Below are 22,415 nucleotides of genomic sequence, written 5' to 3'. Positions count from 1 at the left end.
AGTCCATCCGGCGGTGACCGGAGCCCGCGACTGTTAGGAAGGTTTCCTGTCTGGTGGTCTGGACCATAGGACCGGTGTGAAGGCGTCGTCAATAGGCCGCCCCCGAGGCAACACAGTCGTTACCTGCGGGGGCGGTCGAGGGCTCGCGGTGTCGTTACTTGGCCACACTCGGCGGCGTCAGCGGCGTGGCCGCCTGCGCCTGCGGGGACCCCGTGTTGCTGTACGCCGACGGGGGCGCCATGCCGGCCGTCGGGTCCGCGTCCGGCTCGGCGTCCGCGGGGAGGGCGGGGCCGCCGACGATCGGGATGTCCGCCGCGTCGAAGGCGTGCTTGACGCGCCAGCGCAGTTCGCGTTCGACGGTGAGGGCCTTGCCGGGCGCGGTCTTCGCCGAGACGCGGACGACCATCGAGTCCAGGAGGACACTGTCGAGGCCCAGGACTTCGACCGGGCCCCACAGGAGCTCGTTCCAGGGCTCTTCCTTGCTCATCTTCTCGCCGACCTCGTTCAGGGTCCGCTTCACCTTGTCGAGGTTCTCGTCCGAGCGGACGGTGACGTCGACGCCGGCCGTGGCCCAGCCCTGGGAGAGGTTGCCGATGCGCTTGACCTCGCCGTTGCGGGCGTACCAGATCTCGCCGTTGTCGCCGCGGAGCTTCGTGACGCGCAGGCCCACCTCGATGACCTCGCCCGAGGCCACGCCCGCGTCGATGGTGTCGCCGACGCCGTACTGGTCCTCCAGGATCATGAAGACGCCGGAGAGGAAGTCCGTCACGAGGTTGCGCGCACCGAAACCGATCGCCACACCCGCGACACCGGCGGACGCCAGCAGCGGGGCGAGGTTGATCTCGAAGGTGCCGAGGATCATCAGGGCCGCGGTGCCGAGGATCAGGAAGCTCGCGACCGAACGGAGCACCGAGCCGATCGCCTGGGAGCGCTGGCGGCGGCGCTCCACGTTCACCAGCAGGCCGCCGAGCGCCGTGCCGTCGACCGCCTGCACCGAGCGGTTCATGCGGTCTATCAGCTTGGTGATCGCCCGCCGCACCGCGACTCTCAGCACCGCCGCGATCACGACGATCAGCAGGACCCTCAGGCCGATCGCCAGCCAGGTGGACCAGTTCTGCTCGATCCAGCCGGCGGCGCTCGTCGCGCTCTCCTGGGCATCCTCGAGCGACGGCACCGCCGGAGTGGTCGGCGTCTCGGAGGGAGACGGCGACGGCGACGAACCGGCGGCGAGTAGGACGGCGGACAAGGACACGGCAGGTACCTCCACGGTGCAGCGGTCCGCCCCTCCGGCAGTGGTCAAGGTCATCTGTCGTGTTTCAAGGTCACGAAAAGGTCACCGGTGGGGCAGGTCCACCACACTATCGGGGCAACGTGTATGGATCGGCGCAATGTTCGAGGGAGAGACAACGCTCACCTGGGGATGAACCTGGGGATGAACAGGTGGGATGAACAGCGCGCGGTCCTGGGAATGCTCCCGATGTGGTCGAAAACACTCTCAGCCCGTTACCGGCACATGGTGGCGTTTCCACCAGGCATGAGGAGACACTGACTACGAATCGTCCCGGCGCGAGCCACGCGCCGCCGGCGTCCAAGGAGGCCATCCGTGCCGCATGTCCTGGTCCTGAACGCGTCGTACGAGCCGCTCGGCGTCGTACCGCTCCGCCGCGCGCTCATCCTCGTCCTCGAGAACAAGGCCGTGTGCCTCGAGGAGTCCGGCGCCTTCATGCACAGCGCGACCGTCACAGTCCCCGCACCCAGCGTGGTCCGGCTCAAGCGATTCGTCCGGGTTCCCTATCGGGGGCCCGTTCCTCTGACCCGCCGGGCGCTGTTCGCCCGTGACGGGGGCCGGTGCATGTACTGCGGTGGCGTCGCAACCAGCGTCGACCACGTCATCCCGCGCAGCCGCGGGGGCAAGCACGCCTGGGACAACGTGGTGGCGTCCTGCCGCCGCTGCAATCACACCAAGGCCGACCGCCATCTCGTCGAGATCGGCTGGCGGTTGCGCCACAAACCCGCCCCGCCCACCGGCCTGGCCTGGCGCATCATCGGGACCGGCCACAGGGACCCGCGCTGGATGCCGTACTTGCAGCCGTACGGCGCGGACGACGCCCTGGCCCGGATCGAGGGCATTTCAGCCTGAGGATCCGGGCTTTTCTGTTGCCGGCCACGGCCTGTCCGGCGCCGCGGCGCCGGACAGGCCGTGGCCGGCCCCGGGGGTCCCCCGTACCCCCGGGGCCGGCGGTCATGGGGTCACGCGTAGCGCAGCTCCGCCGGGTGCAGCGAGCGGCGCAGCAGGGGCAGTGACGTGGCCGCGGCCAGCAGACAGGCCGCGTACACGGCGAGCGGGACCAGGAGAGCCGCGTACGGCACGGACGGGGTGGTGTACTCCGTGGTGATCGCGGCGTACCAGACGCCGATCGCCATACCGCCGGTGCCGGCCAGCGCGACCGCGGGGAGCAGCGGCAGCGCGGTCTCCAGCAGCAGCGCCCGGCCCAGCACCGTGCGCGGGACCCCGGCCGCGGTCAGCGCGGCCAGGCCTCGGCGCCGGGTGGCCAGGGCCTCGGCGGTGCCGACGGCGAGAGCGGACAGGACGATCGCGAGGGCCACGAGGATCGCGGCGGCCGTCAGATCGAGCCCCGTCGTGTAGTAGCCCATGTCCATGCCGAGATGGCCATCGCGGCGCATGCCGTGCAGATCGGCGAGCATCACCTGCCGTACGCCCACGAAGCCCGTGCCCACGACCGTCACCAGCAGGACGGCCGCGTGGGTGCGGGCCGCCGCCCACGGGTCGTCGCGCAGCCGTTCCGCCGCGATCAGCGTCGACGCCGTCCGGGCCCGGCGCGCGAGCAGCCGCCCGACGCCCCTGGCCGTGGCACCCGCGAGCCACACCGCGCCCGCGCCGACCGCGACGACGAGGCCTGACACCATCAGCGGCGTCTTCCCGTACCCCCGGCCGGTCGTGCCCGTGGAGGTGTGGGTGACCGTGGCGAGAGCCACCGCCCCCGTCAGGAGGAACGCCCCCAGGAACAGCAGGCCCGGACCCCGGCCCGTGCGCGGCCGCAGCCGGCGTACCCAGCCCAGCGGCGAGGCCACCACGCGGCGCAGCGCCACGGCGCTCGCCGCAGCGCCCAGCACCGGGACACCGACGGCGACCAGCGCCACGCCGGTCCAGGCGAGGGCGGTCGGCTCGTCCCACAGCCGCAGCAGGGCCACCACCGAGACGACGGTTGCGGACACCGAGCCGAGCAGACAGGCCGGCCCGGTCTCCAGCGCGGCGATCCGGCGCACCTGCCAGGGAGTGGCCCCGGCCAGCCGCAGCGCGGCCAGCCGCCGGTCGCGGTGCACGGCGCCGATACGGGCGCACTGCCCGAGGAAGCCGAGCACGGGTATCAGCAGGAGCAGCAGGGCGAGGATCACTCCGGCGCGCGTACCGGGCTCGTCCAGCAGTTCGTTCCCGACAGGCACCCGGTGACTGCCCCGGAGCGAGCCCAGCGTGACGGCCGCGAGGGCGATGCCGGTCGCGAGCGCGGCGCCCAGCGCCGTGAGCGTCATGCGCCACCACTCCTGCCGGTCGGAACCCCGGGTGAGCCGCCAGGCCATGCGCAGGTCGGTCCGTAGGGAGCGCAGCATGCCCGTGGAGCTCACGGAGCCTATGGAGCTCACGCGGTCACCTCCAGCGCCGACACGGTCCCGTCGCTCAGCCGCACCTCGCGGTCCGCGTACGCCGCCACCTGGGCGTCGTGCGTGATCAGCAGGACCGCCGTGCCGGACTCGCGGGCCGTGTGCACCAGGGCCGTCATCACCTGTTCGCTCGCCAGGGAGTCCAGCGCGCCCGTCGGCTCGTCCGCGAAGACGACCTTCGGCCCGGTCACCAGCGCCCGGGCCAGCGAGGTCCGCTGGGCCTGGCCGCCGCTCATCCCGCCGGGCCGCAGTTCCGCCTGCCCCCGCACCCCCAGCCGCTCCAGCCACTCGCCGGCCCGCCCGTGGGCGTCCTCGCGGGAGGTGCCGGCCAGCAGCAGCGGCAGCGCCACGTTGTCCAGGGCGGTCAGCTCGGGGATCAGCTGCCCGAACTGGAAGACCACGCCGAACTCGGTACGGCGCAGTTCGCTCAGCCGCTTCTCGGGGAGCCGGTCGAGCCGCTCCCCGCCGTACGTCACCGAGCCGGCGTCCGGGCGGACGATCCCGGCCAGGCAGTGCAGCAGCGTCGACTTCCCGCTGCCGCTGGCACCGGTGACGGCGAGGATCTCGCCGGCGCGCAGTTCGACCGAGGCGCCGCGCAGGGCCTCGGTGCTGCCGTGCGCCTTGACGAGGTCACGGGCCGCCAGGAGCGGCACTGGGTTGCTCATGCTGAGTCGACCTCCGCGGTCAGGGTGGTGAGCCGGGCCGCCGTGGTGGTCATCCAGCGGAGCTCGGCGTCGAGGTGGTTGAGGGCGTAGTCGGCCGAGAGCACGGTCGCGAGGTCGGCCCCCGTGGCGGTCTTGACCGCCGTGAGCTCCCGCATCCGCTCCATGTGGGCGGCGCGCTGCTCCCGGAGGTAGGCGGCCGGGTCGCCGCCGGCCAGGATCGAGACGACGACCTTGGCGAAGATCTCATTCGTCACGAAGGGCGCGGGCGGGGCGATGCGCCCGGCCCACTCGGCCAGTTCACGCGCTCCCTCCTCCGTGGAGTGGTACGTCGTCCGTTCCGGACCGCCGTCCGAGTCGGTGCCCTCGACCTCCGCGAGGCCGTCCCGGACCAGGCGTTGCAGGGTCGTGTAGACCTGCCCGTAGGCCAGCGGGCGGGCCTGGGGGAAACGTTCGTCGTGGCGTCGCTTGAGGTCGTAGCCATGGCTCGGCCCTCCGGCGAGCAGCCCCAGCAGGATGTGGCGGGTGCTCATGGGCAGCATTATGTACTGGATATATGTACTGAGTGAATAGTGTGGGGAGGGGAGCTTGGAAGGTTGTGATGAGAGGCACGTTGTTCCCTCTTGTACGTCTGCCGCCGCGGCCACTGGGTAGAGCTGCGATGACCGATCGTCGCCCTCGACAAGGAGGCCCCCGTGGCCGCATCGGCATACCTTCTGCTCCCCGCCCCCTCCAAACCCGAGGCGGAGCCGTCCGCCCTGTCCGCCCTGTCCGCCCTGTCCGAGGGGCACTTCTGCGTGTTCAGCGCGGAGGGAGCCTGCGCCGAGACCCCCCTCACCAGCGAACCGCCCCTGCCGGACGCCGAACCCCTCACCAGCGAGCCGCCGCTCGCCGACGCCGCCCCCCTGACCAGCGAGTCCGACGTGCACGCGGAGCCCTAGATGACAGCACCCCGGTCGGTCGAGCCGCCCACCGAGGACCTGTCCCGGCTCGCGGCGCTGCACGGCGTCGCGACCTCGTACAGCCCCTCCCCGGACCGTACGGTCGCGGCCTCGGCCGCCGCCGTCACCCGGGTCCTGGCCGCCCTCGGCGTCGACGCGGGCACCCCCGCGGCGGTGCGGGGCGCACTCGCCGCCCGTGAACGGGAACTGCGCGAGCGGCTGCTGCCGCCGACGGTGGTGTGCTGGAGCGGCGGCACCTGCGCCGCCCTCGACGCCCTCCCGGCCGGCACCCGCCTGCGCATCGAGACCGAGCAGGGCGAGACCCGCGCCGCCGCCGACCAACTCCCGCCCGGCGTCCACCGGGTGACCGCCACCGCGACCGACGGCCGCACCGCCCGCGCCCACCTGATCGTGGCCCCGCCCCGGCTGCCCGCGCCGCCGGGACGCTCGTACGGCCTCCTCGTGCAGCTCTACTCCCTGCTCTCCCGACGCTCCTGGGGCATGGGCGACCTCGGCGACCTCGCCGAACTCACCGCCTGGGCCGGCCGCGCGCTCGGCGCCGGCTTCGTTCAGGTCAACCCCCTGCACGCGGCCGTGCCCGGCGCCCCCACCGACCCGTCCCCCTACCGCCCCTCCTCACGCCGCTTCCCCGACCCGGTGCATCTGCGGGTCGCGGACATTCCCGAGTACGCCCAGGTCACGGACCGCGAGCGGCTGAGCGGCCTGCTGGAGCGGGCGGAGCGGCTGCGCGCGTCGGTGCTGGAGAAGGGCGCGTTGATCGACCGGGACGCCGTGTGGGAGCTCAAGCTGGAGGCGCTGGAGCTGGTCCGGGAGGTGCCGCTCGGGCCGGGCCGGCGCGCCGCCTACGTCGACTACCTCGCCGAGCAGGGCGAGGCCCTGGAGGACCACGCCACCTGGTGCGCCCTCGCCGAGGTGCACGGCTCCGACTGGCACGGCTGGCCGGCCAGCCTGCGCGACCCCCGCTCGGCCGAAACCGCCCGCGCCCGCGGCGAGTTGATGGACCGCGTCGACTTCCACACCTACCTCGCCTGGCTCACCGACACCCAGCTCACCGCCGCCCAGCGCGCGGCCCACGAGGCGGGCATGCCGGTGGGCGTGGTCCACGACCTCGCGGTCGGGGTCCATCCCGAGGGCGCCGACACCTGGGCGCAGCAGGAGTACTTCGCGGCGGGCATGTCGGTGGGCGCACCCCCGGACGCCTTCAACGCGCGCGGCCAGGACTGGGGCCTGCCGCCCTGGCGGCCGGACCGCCTGGCCGAGTCGGGCTACGAGCCCTTCCGGTCCCTGCTGCAGGCCTTGTTCCGCTACGCCGGCGCCCTGCGCATCGACCACGTCATGGGCCTGTTCCGGCTGTGGTGGGTGCCGCTCGGCGAACCGCCCACCGAGGGCACGTACGTCCGCTACGACGCCGAGGCCATGCTCGCCGTACTGCTCCTGGAGGCCTCGCGCGCCGGGGTCGTGGTGATCGGCGAGGACCTGGGCACCGTGGAGCCGGGTGTGCGCGAGACGCTGCGCGAGCGGGGAGTGCTCGGCACGTCGGTGCTGTGGTTCGAGCGCGACTGGGACGGCGACGGCCGCCCCCTGCCCCCCGACCACTGGCGCGCCGACTGCCTGGCCACCGCCACCACCCACGACCTCCCGCCCACCGCGTCCCGTCTCACCGGCGAACACGTCGAACTCCGCGACCACCTCGGCCTGTTGACCCGCCCCCTGGACGAGGAACGGGCGGAGGCGTCGGCCGACACCGCGGAGTGGCTGGCCCTGCTCGCCCGCCTCGGCCTCCTGCAGGGCACCGGCGGCGGCATCGACCCGTCCTCGGAGGAGGCCGAGATCCAGGCCGTCCACCGTTACCTCCTGCACACCCCCGCCCGCATGGTCGGCATCTGGCTCCCCGACACCGTCGGCGACCGCCGCCCCCAGAACCTGCCGGGCACCTGGGACCAGTACCCGAACTGGCGGCTCCCGATCGCGGACACGGAGGGGCGGCCGGTGACGCTGGAGGAGCTGGCGGGGTCGCCGCGGCTGCATGCGCTGCTGGACGTTTTCCGGCACACCACGGGTGGCGCTTCGTGAGCGCCGCCCGCCTCATACGGCACCCCGGACGCGCGTCCCTTCCGGCCGTTCGCTACGTTGGCCCTGTGAAGAAGAACGCCCTGCGCGCCGGCGCCCTGGCTGCCGGTACGACGCTGATGATGCTGCTCATGTCGTCCCCCGCGCTCGCGCTGACCCGCGACGACGGTGACGACCCCGGCACCGGCCTGAGGGTCATCGAGACGCTGGGTCTCTTCGTCGTGGCCCCCATCGCCCTGTTCGCGGTCATCGCGGGCCTGGTGATGGTCCTGGACAAGTCGCACGAGGCGCACCGGGTGACGACCCGCAACATCAAGACCAGGCCCAAGGCCGAGGCCGGCTCGAAGGCCTGACCGGGGCGGTTTCCCCCGAGCCCGGACCGGCTCGCTGCTAGGACCCCTCGGTCCCGATGAGCAACTCTCGCAACAGGTCGGCCAATCGGCCGGCCTGTTCCTCGTCCAGGGCGCCCTTCAGGGCGTCCGTCTGGACCGCGAGGCCCGCGCCCACCGCCTCGTCGACGAGCGCCAGCCCCTTCTCCGTCAGCGTCACCTGCAGGCCCCGGCGGTCGTGCGGGTCGGGGGAGCGGCGCAGCAGGCCCGCCCGCTCCAGTTTGTCGAGGCGGCCGGTCATGCCGCCGGTGGTGAGCATCAGCGTCCCGGAGAGCTGGCGGGGGGAGAGGGTGTACGGCTCTCCGGACCGGCGCAGGGTCGCCAGGACGTCGAACTCGCCGCGGGAGATCCCGAGGTTCGCGTACGCCTTCTCCATGCGGTCGCCCATCGCGCGCGAGAGCCGGTAGATCCGGCCGAAGACCTCCATGGCGGCCGTGTCGAGGTCGGGCCGCACGTCGGCCCACTGCTCGATGATCGCGTCGACGGCGTCCTTGCGCTCTGCACTCATGGGGCGAGTATCCGCCCGGTTCCGATCACCTGCAAGAAAGTGGCTTGACTGCAAGTAGCTTAAAGCTAAGCTACTTTTCATCAAGCTACCTTCGGAGAAGGGTGCCGGTCATGAAACGGCCAGCGACCGTCCTGCTCACCGCCCTCGCCCCCGTCTCCTGGGGCACCACGTACGCCGTCACCACCGAGTTCCTGCCGGCCGACCGCCCCCTGTTCACCGGCCTCATGCGCGCCCTGCCCGCCGGCCTCGTCCTGCTGGCCCTGGCCCGGGTGCTGCCGCGCGGCGCCTGGTGGGGGAAGGCGGCGGTGCTCGGGGCGCTGAACATCGGCGCCTTCTTCCCGCTGCTGTTCCTGTCGGCGTACCGGATGCCTGGCGGGATGGCGGCGGTCGTCGGCTCGATCGGGCCGCTGTTCGTCGTGGGTCTGTCGGCGCTGCTGCTGGGGCAGCGGCCGACGGCCCGCAGTGTGATCACCGGGTTCGTCGCCGCGTCCGGGGTGAGCCTGGTCGTCCTGAAGGCGGCCGGGGCGCTCGACACCGTGGGCGTCCTCGCGGCCCTCGCCTCGACCGCCTCGATGTCCGCCGGCACCGTACTGACCAAGCGCTGGGGCCGCCCGGACGGTGTGGGCCCCCTCGCGCTCACCGCCTGGCAGCTGACCGCGGGCGGCCTGCTCATCGCCCCCCTCGCCCTCCTCGTCGAGGGCGCCCCGCCCGCGCTGGACGGCCGGGCGGTCGGCGGCTACGTCTACCTGGCGCTGGCCAACACGGCGGTCGCGTACTGGCTGTGGTTCCGCGGCATCGGCCGCCTCACCGCCACCCAGGTCACCTTCCTCGGCCCGCTCTCGCCGCTGACCGCCGCGGTGGTCGGCTGGGCGGCGCTCGGGCAGGCACTCGCGCCGGTGCAACTGGTGGGGATGGGGCTGGCGTTCGGGGCGACGGTGGCGGGCCAGCTGCAGCCGGTCCGTACGCCCGCCCGAACGATCAGTTCTCCTGAAAGGAACGCTCGGGAAGATTCCCCGGCGGCACGCGTGCCCGCAGCCTGACGGCGGTCGCACGCGAACGGGGGCGCCCGGTTTCCCCACCGGGCGCCCCCGTCGTCGTACGAACGGCGCCTACTGCTGCGCGGCCGCCGCGTCCGCCGCCTGCGCCTTCAGCGCTCGCTCCACGCCCGCACGGGACTCGGAGACGAGTCGGCGCAGGGCCGCGTTGGGCTCCGCCGAGGCCAGCCACTCGTCCGTCTTGCTCAGCGTGGCCTCGGAGACCTGGATCGTCGGGTAGAGGCCGACCGCGATCTGCTGGGCCATCTCGTGGGAGCGGGACTCCCAGATGTCCTTCAGGACCTCGAAGTACTTGTCCGTGTACGGGGCCAGGAGCTCGCGCTGCCCCGTCTGGACGAAGCCGCCGATGACGGCCTCCTGGACGGCGTTCGGGAGCTTGTCGGACTCGATGACCGACGCCCAGGCCTCCGCCTTGGCCTCCGGCGTCGGGCGGGCGGCCCGGGCGGTGGCCGCGTGGCGCTCGCCGGCCGCCGTCTTGTCGCGCTCGTACTCGCCCGCGATCTCCGCCTCGTCGAAGCGGCCCACCGCGGCCAGCCGCTGCACCAGCGCCCAGCGCAGCTCCGTGTCGACGGCCAGGCCCTCGATCGTCTGCGTGCCCTCCAGCAGGGCGTCGAGCAGGTCCAGCTGCTCCGGTGTACGGGCCGTCGCCGCGAACGCGCGCGCCCACGCCAGCTGGTGGTCGCTGCCCGGCGCAGCCGCCCGCAGGTGCGCGAGCGTGGCGTCCGTCCAGCGGGTCAGCAGGGCCTCGCGGGCGGTCGGGTCGGCGTACAGCTCGATCGCCAGCTTCACCTGGCGCTGCAGCGACTGCACCAGGCCGATGTCGGACTCCTTGCCGATGCCCGACAGGACCAGGGACAGGTAGTCGCGGGTCGCGAGCTCGGCGTCCCGGGTCATGTCCCACGCCGACGCCCAGCACAGGGCGCGGGGGAGGGACGACTCGAAGTCGCCGAGGTGCTCGGTGACGAAGGCGAGGGACTGCTCGTCGAGGCGGACCTTCGCGTACGACAGGTCGTCGTCGTTCAGGAGGACCACCGCGGGGCGGCGCCTGCCCACCAGCTGCGGTACGGCGGTCAGTTCGCCGTCGACGTCCAGCTCGATGCGCTCGTCGCGCACCAGCTTGCCGCTGTCGTCGTCGAGGTCGTACAGGCCGACCGCGATGCGGTGCGGGCGCAGGGTCGGCTCGCCCTTCGCGCCGGCGGGCAGCGCGGGGGCCTCCTGGCGGATCGCGAAGGACGTGATGACACCGTTCGCGTCCGTCTCGATCTGCGGGCGCAGGATGTTGATGCCGGCGGTCTGGAGCCACTTCTCCGACCAGGTCCCCAGGTCACGGCCGGAGGTCTCCTCCAGCGCGCCGAGCAGGTCGGACAGGCGCGTGTTGCCGAACGCGTGCGCCTTGAAGTACGCCTGCACACCCGCGAAGAACTCGTCCATGCCGACGTACGCGACGAGCTGTTTCAGTACGGAGGCACCCTTGGCGTACGTGATGCCGTCGAAGTTGACGAGCACGTCGTCCAGGTCGCGGATCTCGGCCATGATCGGGTGCGTGGAGGGCAGCTGGTCCTGCCGGTACGCCCACGTCTTCATGGAGTTGGCGAAGGTGGTCCAGGAGTGCGGCCAGCGGCTGTCCGGCGCGTGCGCCTGGCAGGCGATGGAGGTGTAGGTGGCGAACGACTCGTTCAGCCACAGGTCGTTCCACCACTCCATGGTGACCAGGTCGCCGAACCACATGTGGGCCAGCTCGTGCAGGATCGTCTCGGCGCGCGTCTCGTACGCGGCGTCCGTCACCTTCGACCGGAACACGTACTGGTCGCGGATGGTCACCGCGCCCGCGTTCTCCATCGCGCCCGCGTTGAACTCCGGCACGAACAGCTGGTCGTACTTCTTGAACGGGTACTGGTAGTCGAACTTCTCCTGGAACCAGTCGAAGCCCTGCCGGGTCACCTCGAAGATGGCGTCCGAGTCGAGGTGCTCGGCGAGCGAGGGGCGGCAGTAGATGCCGAGCGGGACGGTCTGGCCGTCCTTCTCGTACACGCTGTGCACCGAGTGGTACGGGCCGACGATCAGTGCGGTGATGTACGTCGAGATGCGCGGCGTCGGCTCGAAGATCCAGACGCTGTCCTTCGGCTCCGGGGTGGGCGAGTTGGAGATGACCGTCCAGCCCTCCGGCGCCCGCACGGTGAACTGGAAGGTGGCCTTGAGGTCGGGCTGCTCGAAGGACGCGAACACCCTGCGGGCGTCCGGCACCTCGAACTGGGTGTAGAGGTAGGCCTGGTTGTCGACGGGGTCGACGAACCGGTGCAGCCCCTCACCGGTGTTGGTGTACGCGCAGTCGGCCGCGACCCGGAGGACGTTGCGGCCCTCCAGCAGCCCGGGCAGCGCGATCCGGGAGTCCGCGAAGAGCTCGTCGGGGTCGAGTTGGTCGCCGTTGAGGGTGACCTCGTGGACGGTCGGGGCGACCAGGTCGATGAAGGACTCCGTGCCGCCCTCGGCGACATCGAAGCGCACCGTGGTCACGGACCTGTAGGTGCCGCCCTCCTGCGCGCCGGAGAGGTCGAGATCGATCTCGTACGAGTCAACGGTGAGCAGCTTCGCCCGCTGCTGCGCCTCTTCGCGAGTCAGGTTTGTGCCAGGCACGCGGTCATCTCCTCGTGATGTGTGGGTTTGGCCATCCTTCCACGGGCCTGCACGGAACGCGATGTCCGTTTCCCGCCGGTGGGCAGGGCGGATGCGCGCGAGTCTGAGGACATGACGACGTACATCGCACGCCCTGTTCTTCCGACGGTCCTGAAGGAGCTGCGCTCTGCTGACGACTCGGGACGCGAGATGGTTCCCGTGACCGACGAGGAGGGCGGCGCCCCGCTCCGCTGCTGCCTGCGCCGCAGCGAGCGGGGGGAGCGAATCGCCCTCGTCTCGTACGCCCCGCTGCGCCGCTGGGCGGCTCAGACGGGGGCCGATCCGGGGGCGTACGACGAGCAGGGCCCGGTCTTCGTCCACACGGAGGAGTGCGCGGGGCCGGACCTCGCCGACCACCCCTTCGTCCGGCCGGGAGTCCTGCGTGTCGTCCGCCGCTACTCCGCCGACGGACACATCCTCGGCGGGCGCCTTCTGGAGATCCCGGGGGCGGAGACGGCCAGTGAGGCGCTGGACGCGGCCCTCGCGGAGGCCTTCGCCGATCCCGAGGTGGCGTTGGTGCATGTCAGGGCCGTCGAGTACGGCTGTTTCCTCTACGAGGTACGCCGCCCCTGACCTTCGCCCGCCGACCAGCGCGGAAGGCCGGGGAGTGGCACGAAGAGGACGGGGAACCCGGTTCGGGTCAAGTCACCCATCTATGAACCGAGTTGGGGAGGAAAGTTCCTATGACGGGTAAAAGTGTCTTAGGAGCCGCCACAGCGCTCGTGCTCACCGTGGGACTGGCCGGCTGTTCCGACGGCGACGACAAGAAGGAGGGACAGCCGAAGGACGGGCGTGACAAGGCGTCCGAGTCCCAGACCGTGCGAGCCGCGTACCGCAGGACGGCCGAGGCCGACACCGCGAGGATGACCCTGACCACCCAGGCCGCCGCGGCCGGGGAGTCCGTGACGGCGCGCGGCGACGGTGTGATGGACCTCGAAGAGGGCGACAGCCGCATGACGCTGACCGCCCAGGGCCAGAAGATCGAGCAGCGGGCCCTCGACGGTGTCGTCTACCAGAAGGCGCCCGCCGAGCAGCGGAGCCAGCTCCGGCTGCCGCCCGACAAGACCTGGATGAAGATCGACCTGGCCCGGCTGGACAGCTCCGGCTCCGGCGGCGCGGACGGGCAGGTCAGCGACCCGGCCGAGTCGTTCGGGTACGCCAGGGGCGTGACCGACCGCGACGTCACCAGGGTCGGGACGGACACGATCGACGGGGCGCGCACCACGCACTACCGGGTCAAGGCCGACGTGGAGGCCCTGGCCGAGGGTGATCCGGCCAGGGCGAAGGCGCTGCGCGAGCAGCTGGGCACGTCGTCGCTCCCGCTCGACATGTGGCTCGACGACCAGGGCCGCCTGCGGCAGCAGACCGTCCGGCTGAGCCTGCGCCCCGATTCCGGGGACGCGCCGAAGCAGAGCCGGACGGTCACCAGCACCACCACGCTGAAGTTCAGCGATTTCGGTACCGAGGCCGACGTCGAGGCGCCGGCCGCCGAGGACACCGTGGACGTGACGGGCAAGGTCGCCCAGGCCACGAAGTCCCCGGGTGCCGCCTGATCCACCTGACCGATCAGGTGCCTGATCGGCTCGGGCGCGCCGTTTCCCGCACCGCCCGCCCGCCGGCGGGACTCCCGAGCCGGGCGCCGCTCAGCTGAGTTCCGCCGCCACCAGCTCCGCGATCTGGACCGCGTTCAGGGCCGCGCCCTTGCGGAGGTTGTCGTTGGAGATGAAGAGGGCGATGCCGTGTTCCACGGTCTCGTCGGTGCGGATGCGGCCGACGAACGACGGGTCCTGGCCGGCGGCCTGGAGAGGGGTCGGAATCTCGGAAAGAGCGACCCCGGGGGCGCCGGCCAGCAGCTCCGTCGCGCGCTCCGCGCTCAGCGGACGCGCGAAACGGGCGTTGACCTGGAGCGAGTGGCCCGAGAAGACCGGGACGCGCACGCAGGTGCCGGAGACCTTGAGGGCCGGGATCTCCAGGATCTTGCGGGACTCGTTGCGGAGCTTCTGCTCCTCGTCGGTCTCGTTCAGGCCGTCGTCGACGATGGAGCCGGCCAGCGGGAGCACATTGAAGGCGATGGGCCGCTTGTAGACCTGCGGCTCGGGGAAGTCGACCGCCGAACCGTCGTGGGTCAGCTTGTCCGCGTCGGCGACGACCTTCTGTGCCTGGCCGTGCAGCTCGGCGACACCGGCCAGACCCGAGCCGGAGACCGCCTGGTAGGTGGCGACGACGAGCGCCTCGAGGCCGGCCTCCTCGTGGAGCGGCTTCAGTACCGGCATCGCGGCCATCGTGGTGCAGTTCGGGTTGGCGATGATGCCCTTGGGCCGGTCCACGATCGTGTGCGGGTTGACCTCGGCGACGACCAGCGGCACCTCGGGGTCCCTGCGCCAGGCCGAGGAGTTGTCGATCACGACCGCGCCCTGGGAGGCGACCTTCTCGGCGAGGGCCTTGGAGGTGGCGCCGCCCGCGGAGAACAGGACGATGTCGAGGCCGGAGTAGTCGGCCGTGGAGGCGTCCTCCACCGTCACACCGTCGACGACCGTCCCGGCCGAGCGGGCCGAGGCGAACAGACGCAGCTCGGTGACCGGGAAGTCCCGCTCGACCAGCATCCTGCGCATGACCGTGCCGACCTGACCAGTGGCTCCGACGATTCCGACCCTCACGGTGACTCCCTCTGTCTGTCTTTACGTGCGTGTTGCCTGGCCGAGACTTTTCCATGATGCGGCCGACATGGGCCTACCTGTCCAATTCTTTGGTCACCATGCCCGCGGACTGGGACACACCAGGGCGGCCGACACCTGCGGAACTCCTGCCCACACCTCGCCTGAGCCGCAGGAATTCGCCCGGTGACCGTTCCGCGCCGCAAGCTGTGCGGCCTGCCGCGCCGGTGTGACGTACGCCTCCGAAGAACTTCCCACCCTTCCGCCGAACGTTTCCGCCCGCTGCGGCGTCGTAGAGGTGACGCGGTGAGGGGAGGGGTGTCTGTGCTGCGCAGAAAGGCCCGCCGCGGCCAGGGGGACGTACTCGACGATCCGCTGGACGCGGCCCAGGAACGCCGGGTGCGAGCCGTGCTCGCCCTGGGCGGGGTACCGCAGGCGGACCTGCCGGACGGGGTGCAGCAGGTCCGCCTGCGGTTGCTGGAGCGCGCGGCGCGGGGGGACGAGGCGCCGCGCGACGTGTCCGCGTGGGCGGCGGTCGTCGCCTCCAACCTGGCGATGGACTGGCACCGGGCCAAGCGCCGCCAGGAGCGCGTCGGGGAACGCCTGGCCTCCCTGCGCCAGGCCGACCAGACCTCCGGCGAGGACACCAGCCTGCTCTCCCTCGCCGTCGCCCAGGGACTGGACGAGCTGCCCGACGCCCAGCGTCAGGTCCTCGTCCTGCGGTTCTACGCCGACCTTCCGGTGCGCGGGATCGCCGAGGAGCTCGGCATCCCCGAGGGCACGGTGAAGAGCCGGCTGCACACGGCGGTACGGGCCCTGCGCGCCCGCCTGCACGAGGACGAGGTGGTGTGACATGACCGCCGAACACGACGGACGCGCCGAACACGCCGGCATGGACGCGCTGATGGCCGCCATCACCGACGAACCCCTGTCGGACGCCGTCCGCGCGGATGCCGCCTTCATGGCCGAACACCGTTCCGCCGAGGCCGATCTCGCACTGCTGCGCGAGCAGTTGGGCATCATCGGACGGACACTCGCCGACCCCCCCACGCCCGCCGAGGCTCCCGAGCCCGTTCCCGTACGACGGTCCCGCCCCCGGCGCCGTACGACGCTCAACCTCGCTTTCGGCGGCCTCGCGGTGGCGTGCGCCGCGGCTCTGCTGTCGGGCATGGCGTGGCTGCTGGCGCAGCCCGGGGATGGCATGGACGCCGGGGCGAGCAGCGACAGCGCGGCCTCCAAGGAGGATTCCGACGCCGGCTCCGTCTTCGGCGGCCCGCACTACTTCGCCTGCTCCCGCCTGATCGCCGAGGGCAGGGCCACGAGCGTGGAGCGGCTCCCCGGTACCGAGTTCTTCCGCGTCACCATCGACGTGACGCGCTACTACAAGCCGGAGAAGCCGGGCGCGGACGACAAGAAGGAGCTCACCTACGTGATCGACGGGAACGTCGTCCCCGGTCTCCGCGAGGGCGACCAGGTGCTCTTCGCCGTCCCGAACGGCGAGCGCCAACCCGAGTACTGGCTCGTCGGCGAGAAGCAGATCGCCCGCGACCGGGCCCGGCTCACCGTCTCGGCGGCCGAGTCGCGCGGGCTGCCCTGCGCATGACGAAGGGCGGGCGCCCGTCGGTACTCCGACGAACGCCCGCCCCGACAGCCGAAACGACTACGGCGTGAGCCGCACCGACTACGGCGTCACCTTCTCGATCTTCACACTGCCGGTGCCCGCGACCGTGCCGCGCGCGTTGAGCAGCTGGACCTGGCCGAAGAACTCCCGGCCCTCCGGGGCGGCCGCGGCGGCGGTGACGCTGCCGGAGACCGTGGTGGAGGCGCCCGTGGCGAGCTTCACCGGCGTCGAGTCGTCGACGGTGACGCTGCCGAGGGCGGCGGAGAAGAACACGTCCTGGTAGTCGTACGCCGTGGAACCGGCCGGGACCGCGTAGCCGATGACCTCGATGGTGTACGTGCCGGCGGCCGGGGAGGCCACGGACACGGACTCCTCCGAGTCACCGTCGGCCGAGCTGCCCGCCTCCTCGCCCGCCGCGTCGTACACGACGAGGTCCAGATCGGCGGCGGCGTCGGAGACGTTGCCGATGGCGACGTCCAGGGACTTGGCGCCCGCGGGCACCGTGACCGTGGTGGTGTGCGTCTCGCCCTCGGCGATCGTCGGGCGGGCCGACTTGGCCGATCCGAGCGGACCGCCGGCCAGCTTGCCGTCGACGGCGGCGAGGTTGTTCGTCACCTTCCAGGAGGCGGTGGCCGGGGTGCCGACCTTGGCCTCGGGCACGGTCACGGTCTCCGGGTCGAAGACCGCGCCGAGGACGGCGACGTCGAGCTTGTACGGGTTGTCGAGCAGCGGCGACGTACGGCGCGACTCGACCTCGATCTCCCAGACGCCCGGAACCGGGTCGGCGTACGAACGCACGTCGGGCCTGCAGCCGTTGCCGTCGAGGTAGTTGTTGTAGCAGTTCGGGGTGCTGGTGGTGTCGACCGGAACGCCGTACGGGTGGATGGCGATGAACCGGGTCTGGCTCTTGTCCTTCAGCCCGCCGATGGCGACCTCGAGGGACTTGGCGCCCTCAGGCACGGTCACGAAGTAGGACTGGGTGCTGTTGCGCTGGACCGTGCTCGACGCCGAGTAGGTGTACTTGAGCGGCGCGGAGACCACGGCCGCCGTCATGACCTGCTTGTCGATGCCTTCGGTCTTCGGGTCGTCGACCTCGAGGATCGCGCTCTTGAGACCCGCGGACTGCGGCGCGGCCTGGACCTTGACGGTCACCGGCTGGTTCAGCGGCAGCTTCACCTCGTCGGAGCCGACGATCCTGAAGGTGCTCGCCGCGTTGTTCTCGAAGTGCAGCTCGTGGCGGATCGCCTTGTCGGCGCCGGACGTACGGGTGATCGTGACGTCGTACGTCTTCTTCTGACCGGCCTTGAGGCCGCCCTCACGGTCGTACAGACCCGTGCCGAAGCCCGGGGTCTTCAGGAACTGGTCGATCGCGGTGTCGACCGGGGCCTTCACTGTGTAGTCGTGCGCGGTGGCGCCGTCGAGGATCGAGTCCCAGGCGTCCGGGATGTTGATGAGGCCTGCCCCCTCCACGTACGCCTGCACACCACTGATGTGGTCGGCGGTCGAGGTGAGCGCGGTGCGCAGGGTGGCCGGGGTGAGGTCGATCTTCTTCGCCTTGGCGGCGCTCAGCAGCAGCGCGGACGCGCCCGCGGCCTGCGGGGACGCCATCGAGGTGCCCTGGAGCATGCCGTAACCGGCCGGCAGGGTGTAGCCCGCCTCGGCGACCGGGGCGCCCGGCAGCCAGGTCTGGATGGTGTTGATCGCGGCACCCGGGGCGACCAGGGTGGGCGTGAACCCGCCGTCCTCACGCGGACCGCGCGAGGAGAACGGCATCATCGCGTACTTCTTCTCCACGACCGAGCCGTAGTTGGCGGCCCAGGTCTGCTTGGAGATGGACGCACCGACCGAGATGACCTTGTCGGCCAGGCCGGGGTCGCCGATCGTGTTGGCACCGGGGCCGGAGTTGCCGGCCGAGATGACCAGCTGGACGCCGTAGGTGTCGATGAGGCGCGTGTACAGCTCGGCGCGCGCGTTGTTGCCGTCGTTCAGCGCCGGCAGACCGCCGATCGACATGTTGACGATGTCGACACCGCGGTTGACGACCAGGTCGATCATGCCCTCGGTGAGCGCGACGTTGGTGCATCCGGGACCGAACTCGCAGGCACGCGAGGAGACGATCTTCGCGCCCGGCGCGGCACCGTTCATCTTGCCGCCGAACAGGCCGTTCGCGGCGGTGATACCCGCCACGTGCGTGCCGTGCTCGCTGGAGATCATGCCCATGTTGACGTAGTCGGCCTTGGCGCCGGCGGCGTTGTAGACGACGTCCTTGCGGATCTCGACGACGAACGGGATGCGCTCGGCGACCTCGGTCGCCGGGTTGTCCGTGCCGAAGTAGCCGATCTGGTAGCCGTCCTTGTACGGCTTCATCGGCTCTTCGTCACCGAAGTCGTGGTCGTCGTCGAGGTCGACGCGCACCGTGCCGGCCGCGGCGTCGTACAGCACGCCCCAGGCGTCGGTGGTGTCGCCGTCGCGGTTGACGTCACCGAGCTGGTCGCCGCCGGCGGTCGCGGACTCGTAGAAGTAGTTGAACTTGTACGAGCCGGCCGGCGCCGTGAACGCCTCGGCGGCGCCGCCGGCGGGGGCCGCGGAGAACGCCGGGCCGGCCACCGAGGTGAGCATCCGGCGCCACGAGAGGTCGCCGTCGGAGACCGGGTCGGTCGACGTCACCCAGTCGACGATCTTCCGCTCTCCGGTGGTGGTCTTCTGCATCGCCGGGTGGGCGAGGTCCACACCCGAGTCGAGGATGCCGATGGTGACGCCGCGGCCGTCCGCCTTCGGGTGGTCCTCCACGAAGTCGACGGCGCCCGTCTCGAAGGACGGGTTGTACGGGTTCTCGGCGGGGGTCCCCTTGTTCGGCGCGGGGTAGGCGGCCGTGCCGCCCGTGCTCGCAGCGCCCTTCGCGGCGTCCGCGGCCGGCGTCGGGTCGTCGAGCGGGATGTCCTGCCGCAGGTCGATGCCGTGCACGGAGGTCAGCTTCGCGGCGGCGGCGATGGCCGAGTCCGCCTTGCCGGTGGGGACCGTCGCGCGGACGTAGCCGAGCTTGTCGTAGGTACGGCCGACCAGGCCGCCCTGGACCGCGTCCAGCTGCTCGGCGACCTTCTCGGTCTGCCCGGGAGCGGTCGCGACCATCATCGTGACGGTCTTGTCGCCGTCGGCCTTGGCCTCGGCGAGCAGGTCGGCGTCGTCGGAGCCGAGCTTGTCGTGGGCGGACTTCACGCCCGGGTCGGCCGCGACGGGGGCCTCGGCGTCGGCGAGGGCCATGGGTATCGGCCCCGCCGCGGAGAGCGCGGCCACCAGACCGGCGGCCACGGCAATCCGGGCCACGCGTCTCGCGCCGGGTATCGGTTCACGCTGGGGGGTGAGGGTCATCGGCATCCCTTGTAGGTAAAGGAACGAGCGGGTGGCGGCCGGGACCGATCGGTCCTGGTCGCGGTGGGTCCGGAATGCGATCCCGGACGATCGCACAGCTTTACGCATGGGAAGGATGTTTAGGGAGAGTTGACCGAATCGATATGGGCGGATGGGGAAAACCCCCGGTGCCCTTTGGGGAGATGAGCCGCAAACAGGGCAAGTCGCCCAGGGGTGCACTTCAGGGCGCAAGCGGTTCCCGACCCGGGTTAACGTCCTTCGATGCGACGGAAGTTGAGGGTGGCGGCCTACGCCCTGTGCGTCCGGGACGGACAACTCCTGCTCTCCCGCTCCCCGGCACCGGACGGCGGCCCGCCCGAGTGGGTCCTGCCCGGCGGCGGTATGGAGCACGGCGAGGATCCGCACGACACCGTCCTGCGGGAGGTGACCGAGGAGACCGGGTACCGCATCGAGGTCACCGGCCTGCTCGGCGTGCACTCGTCCCGCCGTACCCTCCGGCGCCGCTTCGGCCGGACCGTCGACCACCACGGCGTGCGGCTCCTGTACGAGGCCCGGGTCACCGGCGGCGAGCTGCGCTACGAGATCGGCGGCTCCACGGACATGGCCGCCTGGCATGACCTCGACGCCGTACCGGAACTGAACCGGGTGGGGCTGGTCGACATCGGGCTGCGGCTGCTGGCCGAAACGGTCGCGCAAACGCCCCCGGGAACACCTCCCCTACCCGGAAAGATGAACACGGAGTAACCGCCTCCGGGCCGTCCGGAGAGCGCTCGCGGACGCGCAGGGTAGTCCAAGATCCACGTACGGTGATCGGCGTTGCGCGTTGCCGCCTCGTTCACGCGCAGGTCATCCCCGGTGCCAACGATCCAGTGAGAGCGGGAAGTTCGCGGCAGTCACGGCCGGCGATCGCCCGCGACCACTGCCGACGCAGTTCGCACTCGGGGAGATCGCGCCATGCCGCGCACACGCTCTGTCGCCAGCTCCGCGCTGGGGGTCAACCGCCGTACCGTCCTCGCCGCCACCGCGGCCGTGTCCGTCTCCGCGGGCGTCGGCTACGCCCTGCGGCCCACCGACAGCCGGGCAGCCACCTCCGCCTCGGGCGCCGAAGCCGCGGGGGCGCCCGTGGCCCAGTCCCTCCCCCAGTCTCGACTTCGCTCGACCGGGGGGACCCCCATCGCGCCGGCCGCGCCCCTCGCGCCGTACACCCGTGGCACCACCCTCGCCACCGTCGCGGCCCCGCGGACGAGCTCCGGCTTCCGGCGCCTCGGCAACGGCCCCGGCTGGCGACGGGGGGTCCGCAGCGAGCTCGCCGCCGCCAAGACCGGCCGAGCCGGACGCCGGACCACGCTCGCCGCGTTCGTGCAGCTCACCGATCTGCACCTGACCGACGCCCAGCATCCGATGCGCCTGGAGTTCTTGCGCTCCACGGACATCCACGCCTGGCGGCCGCAGGAGGCGCTGACCGTGCACGGCGCGGTCTCGCTCGTCGAGCGGGTGAACGCGCTGCGGGGCGCCCCCGTCACCGGCGCCCCGCTGCACTTCGCGATGACGACCGGCGACAACACGGACAACAACGCGAGGAACGAGCTGGAGTGGTACCTGACCGTGATGAGCGGCGGCCGGATCACTCCCGACTCCGGTGACCCGCGCCGCTACGAGGGCGTCCAGAACAGCGGCCTCAAGCAGTACTGGCAGCCCGACACGACCTCACGCGACACCGACAAGCAGTTCGGCTTCCCGCAGCTGGAGGGCTTCCTGGCCGCCGCCGTACGGGAGTTGAACAGCCCCGGCCTCAACCTGCCCTGGTACTCCACCGTCGGCAACCACGACGCCATGCCGCTCGGCTGCTTCGGCCTGGGCGACTCCTGGCTCGCCGAGTACGCCATCGGCGGCAAGAAGCTGATGAGCCTGTCCGCGTCCGAGGCGAAGAAGCTCCAGGACTCCCTCAGGAACGGCAAGGACCCCATGGGGACCGCCTTCCGCGACCTCCTCAAGGCGCACGTCCGTGACATGCGCTCGGTCACGCCGGACGAGAAGCGCGCCCCGTACACCGCCGCCGACTACCTCAAGGCCCACCTCGACCCGGCCTACCGCGGTGTGGGCCCCGTCGGCCACGGCTACTCCTCCGCCAACGTCGACGCGGGCACCCAGTACTACAGCTTCCGCATCGCCGACGACGTCATCGGCATCAGCCTCGACACCACCGACCCCGGCGGCCACTACAACGGCTCCATCGGGGCGGCCCAGTTGAAGTGGCTGGACAAGACCCTGCGCGACAACAAGGACTCGTACGCGGTCGTCTTCAGCCACCACACCAGCACGTCGATGACCAACACCCGCCCCGACCCGGCCCGTCCGGGCGAGAAGCGGCACAACGGCCAGGAGGTCGTCGCCCTCCTCGGCAGTCACGCCAACGTCCTGGCCTGGGTGAACGGCCACATCCACCGCAACGCCATCACCCCGCACTCCGCCCCGAACGGCCGCTCCTTCTGGGAGATCTCCACCGCCTCCCACGTCGACTATCCCCAGCTCGCCCGCGTCATCGAGCTGGCCGACAACAAGGACGGCACCGTCTCGATCTTCACCACCTGCATCGAGTCCTCGGCCCCCCACCGCACCGACTTCAGCGACCTCTCCCAGACCGGCCTGGCCGCCCTCTACCGCGAGCTCTCCTACAACGCGCCGGGCGCCCGCACGGACCTGGGCGGGGAGGCCAAGGACCGGAACACGGAACTGCTGCTGAAGAAGGGCTGAGACCGGCCCGCGGCGGC

Annotated in this window: 19 protein-coding genes; 11 read left to right on the top strand and 8 right to left on the bottom strand. The window is 71.7% G+C overall.

Annotation, left to right across the window (positions count from 1 at the left end; genetic code table 11):
* Nucleotides 1-154: 154 nt before the first annotated feature.
* Entirely contained in the window at nucleotides 155-1,252 is a 1,098-nt protein-coding gene (locus QFZ76_RS19300; RefSeq protein WP_307674906.1) for a mechanosensitive ion channel family protein, read from the bottom strand.
* A gap of 351 nt (nucleotides 1,253-1,603) precedes the next feature.
* Here QFZ76_RS19300 and QFZ76_RS19295 point away from each other — a divergent pair, with 351 nt between their 5' ends.
* Entirely contained in the window at nucleotides 1,604-2,140 is a 537-nt protein-coding gene (locus QFZ76_RS19295; protein WP_266439462.1) for an HNH endonuclease, read from the top strand.
* Between the two features lie 110 nt (nucleotides 2,141-2,250).
* Here QFZ76_RS19295 and QFZ76_RS19290 read toward each other — a convergent pair whose 3' ends face one another.
* Genes QFZ76_RS19290 through QFZ76_RS19280 form a run of 3 tightly spaced genes read right to left on the bottom strand, consistent with a single transcriptional unit; the run spans nucleotide 2,251 to nucleotide 4,876 of the window.
* On the bottom strand, nucleotides 2,251-3,630 hold the full coding sequence (locus QFZ76_RS19290; protein ID WP_307680067.1) for an FtsX-like permease family protein: 1,380 nt from the start codon (nucleotides 3,628-3,630) through the stop codon (nucleotides 2,251-2,253).
* A 29-nt stretch (nucleotides 3,631-3,659) separates the two neighbouring features.
* Entirely contained in the window at nucleotides 3,660-4,346 is a 687-nt protein-coding gene (locus QFZ76_RS19285) for an ABC transporter ATP-binding protein (protein ID WP_307674905.1), read from the bottom strand.
* A complete protein-coding gene (locus QFZ76_RS19280; protein WP_307674904.1) occupies nucleotides 4,343-4,876 on the bottom strand; it encodes a PadR family transcriptional regulator in 534 nt (177 codons plus the stop codon). Before QFZ76_RS19280 ends, QFZ76_RS19285 begins: the two co-directional genes overlap by 4 nt.
* 162 nt (nucleotides 4,877-5,038) lie before the next feature.
* On the opposite strand from QFZ76_RS19280, the gene QFZ76_RS19275 reads away from it, so the two are divergent.
* The 3 genes from QFZ76_RS19275 (at nucleotide 5,039) to QFZ76_RS19265 (ending at nucleotide 7,728) form a co-directional block, all read left to right on the top strand.
* On the top strand, nucleotides 5,039-5,284 hold the full coding sequence (locus QFZ76_RS19275) for a hypothetical protein (RefSeq protein ID WP_307674903.1): 246 nt from the start codon (nucleotides 5,039-5,041) through the stop codon (nucleotides 5,282-5,284).
* Complete coding sequence (malQ, locus tag QFZ76_RS19270) at nucleotides 5,285-7,378, top strand: 4-alpha-glucanotransferase (protein ID WP_307674902.1); 2,094 nt, start codon at nucleotides 5,285-5,287, stop codon at nucleotides 7,376-7,378.
* 116 nt (nucleotides 7,379-7,494) lie between these two features.
* Complete coding sequence (locus tag QFZ76_RS19265) at nucleotides 7,495-7,728, top strand: hypothetical protein (protein ID WP_307680066.1); 234 nt, start codon at nucleotides 7,495-7,497, stop codon at nucleotides 7,726-7,728.
* A gap of 37 nt (nucleotides 7,729-7,765) precedes the next feature.
* Here QFZ76_RS19265 and QFZ76_RS19260 read toward each other — a convergent pair whose 3' ends face one another.
* The gene (locus tag QFZ76_RS19260; protein ID WP_307674901.1) at nucleotides 7,766-8,272 is read right to left on the bottom strand and encodes a MarR family winged helix-turn-helix transcriptional regulator; all 507 of its coding nucleotides are present in this window, start codon (nucleotides 8,270-8,272) and stop codon (nucleotides 7,766-7,768) included.
* A gap of 110 nt (nucleotides 8,273-8,382) precedes the next feature.
* Between QFZ76_RS19260 and QFZ76_RS19255 the strand changes: the two genes are divergently transcribed.
* Complete coding sequence (locus QFZ76_RS19255; RefSeq protein WP_307674900.1) at nucleotides 8,383-9,312, top strand: EamA family transporter; 930 nt, start codon at nucleotides 8,383-8,385, stop codon at nucleotides 9,310-9,312.
* Nucleotides 9,313-9,381: 69 nt separating this feature from the next.
* Here QFZ76_RS19255 and pepN read toward each other — a convergent pair whose 3' ends face one another.
* Entirely contained in the window at nucleotides 9,382-11,961 is a 2,580-nt protein-coding gene (gene pepN, locus QFZ76_RS19250) for an aminopeptidase N (RefSeq protein WP_307674899.1), read from the bottom strand.
* 111 nt (nucleotides 11,962-12,072) lie between these two features.
* Between pepN and QFZ76_RS19245 the strand changes: the two genes are divergently transcribed.
* Both QFZ76_RS19245 and QFZ76_RS19240 read left to right on the top strand, forming a co-directional pair.
* The gene (locus QFZ76_RS19245) at nucleotides 12,073-12,573 is read left to right on the top strand and encodes a DUF1203 domain-containing protein (RefSeq protein ID WP_307674898.1); all 501 of its coding nucleotides are present in this window, start codon (nucleotides 12,073-12,075) and stop codon (nucleotides 12,571-12,573) included.
* A 149-nt stretch (nucleotides 12,574-12,722) separates the two neighbouring features.
* Entirely contained in the window at nucleotides 12,723-13,553 is an 831-nt protein-coding gene (locus QFZ76_RS19240) for a hypothetical protein (protein WP_307674897.1), read from the top strand.
* Nucleotides 13,554-13,643: 90 nt separating this feature from the next.
* On the opposite strand, the gene QFZ76_RS19235 is transcribed toward QFZ76_RS19240, so the two are convergent.
* Nucleotides 13,644-14,657, bottom strand: coding sequence for an aspartate-semialdehyde dehydrogenase (locus tag QFZ76_RS19235; RefSeq protein WP_307674896.1), 1,014 nt, complete (start codon nucleotides 14,655-14,657; stop codon nucleotides 13,644-13,646).
* Between the two features lie 315 nt (nucleotides 14,658-14,972).
* Between QFZ76_RS19235 and QFZ76_RS19230 the strand changes: the two genes are divergently transcribed.
* Both QFZ76_RS19230 and QFZ76_RS19225 read left to right on the top strand, forming a co-directional pair.
* A complete protein-coding gene (locus QFZ76_RS19230) occupies nucleotides 14,973-15,506 on the top strand; it encodes a sigma-70 family RNA polymerase sigma factor (protein WP_307680065.1) in 534 nt (177 codons plus the stop codon).
* Nucleotide 15,507: 1 nt separating this feature from the next.
* A complete protein-coding gene (locus tag QFZ76_RS19225; protein WP_307674895.1) occupies nucleotides 15,508-16,257 on the top strand; it encodes a hypothetical protein in 750 nt (249 codons plus the stop codon).
* Nucleotides 16,258-16,335: 78 nt separating this feature from the next.
* Here the strand turns inward: QFZ76_RS19225 and QFZ76_RS19220 are convergent, their stop codons facing one another.
* Nucleotides 16,336-19,644 carry a S8 family serine peptidase gene (locus QFZ76_RS19220; protein WP_307674894.1) on the bottom strand — a complete coding sequence of 1,103 codons (3,309 nt, stop codon included), beginning with the start codon at nucleotides 19,642-19,644 and terminating at the stop codon, nucleotides 16,336-16,338.
* A gap of 261 nt (nucleotides 19,645-19,905) precedes the next feature.
* Here QFZ76_RS19220 and QFZ76_RS19215 point away from each other — a divergent pair, with 261 nt between their 5' ends.
* Entirely contained in the window at nucleotides 19,906-20,388 is a 483-nt protein-coding gene (locus QFZ76_RS19215; protein WP_307674893.1) for an NUDIX hydrolase, read from the top strand.
* Between the two features lie 210 nt (nucleotides 20,389-20,598).
* Nucleotides 20,599-22,398: a TIGR03767 family metallophosphoesterase gene (locus QFZ76_RS19210; protein ID WP_307674892.1), complete on the top strand. Its 1,800-nt coding sequence runs from the start codon at nucleotides 20,599-20,601 to the stop codon at nucleotides 22,396-22,398.
* Nucleotides 22,399-22,415: the final 17 nt, after the last annotated feature.

Source organism: Streptomyces sp. V4I2 (assembly GCF_030817655.1).
GTDB classification, from domain to species: Bacteria; Actinomycetota; Actinomycetes; order Streptomycetales; family Streptomycetaceae; genus Streptomyces; species Streptomyces plumbiresistens.
The sequence above is the reverse complement of the archived record's forward strand: the minus strand, read 5'-3'. Positions and strand labels throughout refer to the sequence as shown.

Excerpts from the sequence above, each read along its gene's own strand:
- QFZ76_RS19290 (WP_307680067.1), bottom strand. The coding sequence starts at position 3,630 with ATGCTGCGCTCCCTACGGACCGACCTGCGCATGGCCTGGCGGCTCACC.
- QFZ76_RS19285 (WP_307674905.1), bottom strand. The coding sequence starts at position 4,346 with ATGAGCAACCCAGTGCCGCTCCTGGCGGCCCGTGACCTCGTCAAGGCG.
- QFZ76_RS19280 (WP_307674904.1), bottom strand. The coding sequence starts at position 4,876 with ATGAGCACCCGCCACATCCTGCTGGGGCTGCTCGCCGGAGGGCCGAGC.
- malQ (WP_307674902.1), top strand. The coding sequence starts at position 5,285 with ATGACAGCACCCCGGTCGGTCGAGCCGCCCACCGAGGACCTGTCCCGG.
- QFZ76_RS19265 (WP_307680066.1), top strand. The coding sequence starts at position 7,495 with ATGATGCTGCTCATGTCGTCCCCCGCGCTCGCGCTGACCCGCGACGAC.
- QFZ76_RS19260 (WP_307674901.1), bottom strand. The coding sequence starts at position 8,272 with ATGAGTGCAGAGCGCAAGGACGCCGTCGACGCGATCATCGAGCAGTGG.
- QFZ76_RS19255 (WP_307674900.1), top strand. The coding sequence starts at position 8,383 with ATGAAACGGCCAGCGACCGTCCTGCTCACCGCCCTCGCCCCCGTCTCC.
- QFZ76_RS19245 (WP_307674898.1), top strand. The coding sequence starts at position 12,073 with ATGACGACGTACATCGCACGCCCTGTTCTTCCGACGGTCCTGAAGGAG.
- QFZ76_RS19225 (WP_307674895.1), top strand. The coding sequence starts at position 15,508 with ATGACCGCCGAACACGACGGACGCGCCGAACACGCCGGCATGGACGCG.
- QFZ76_RS19220 (WP_307674894.1), bottom strand. The coding sequence starts at position 19,644 with ATGACCCTCACCCCCCAGCGTGAACCGATACCCGGCGCGAGACGCGTG.
- QFZ76_RS19215 (WP_307674893.1), top strand. The coding sequence starts at position 19,906 with ATGCGACGGAAGTTGAGGGTGGCGGCCTACGCCCTGTGCGTCCGGGAC.
- QFZ76_RS19210 (WP_307674892.1), top strand. The coding sequence starts at position 20,599 with ATGCCGCGCACACGCTCTGTCGCCAGCTCCGCGCTGGGGGTCAACCGC.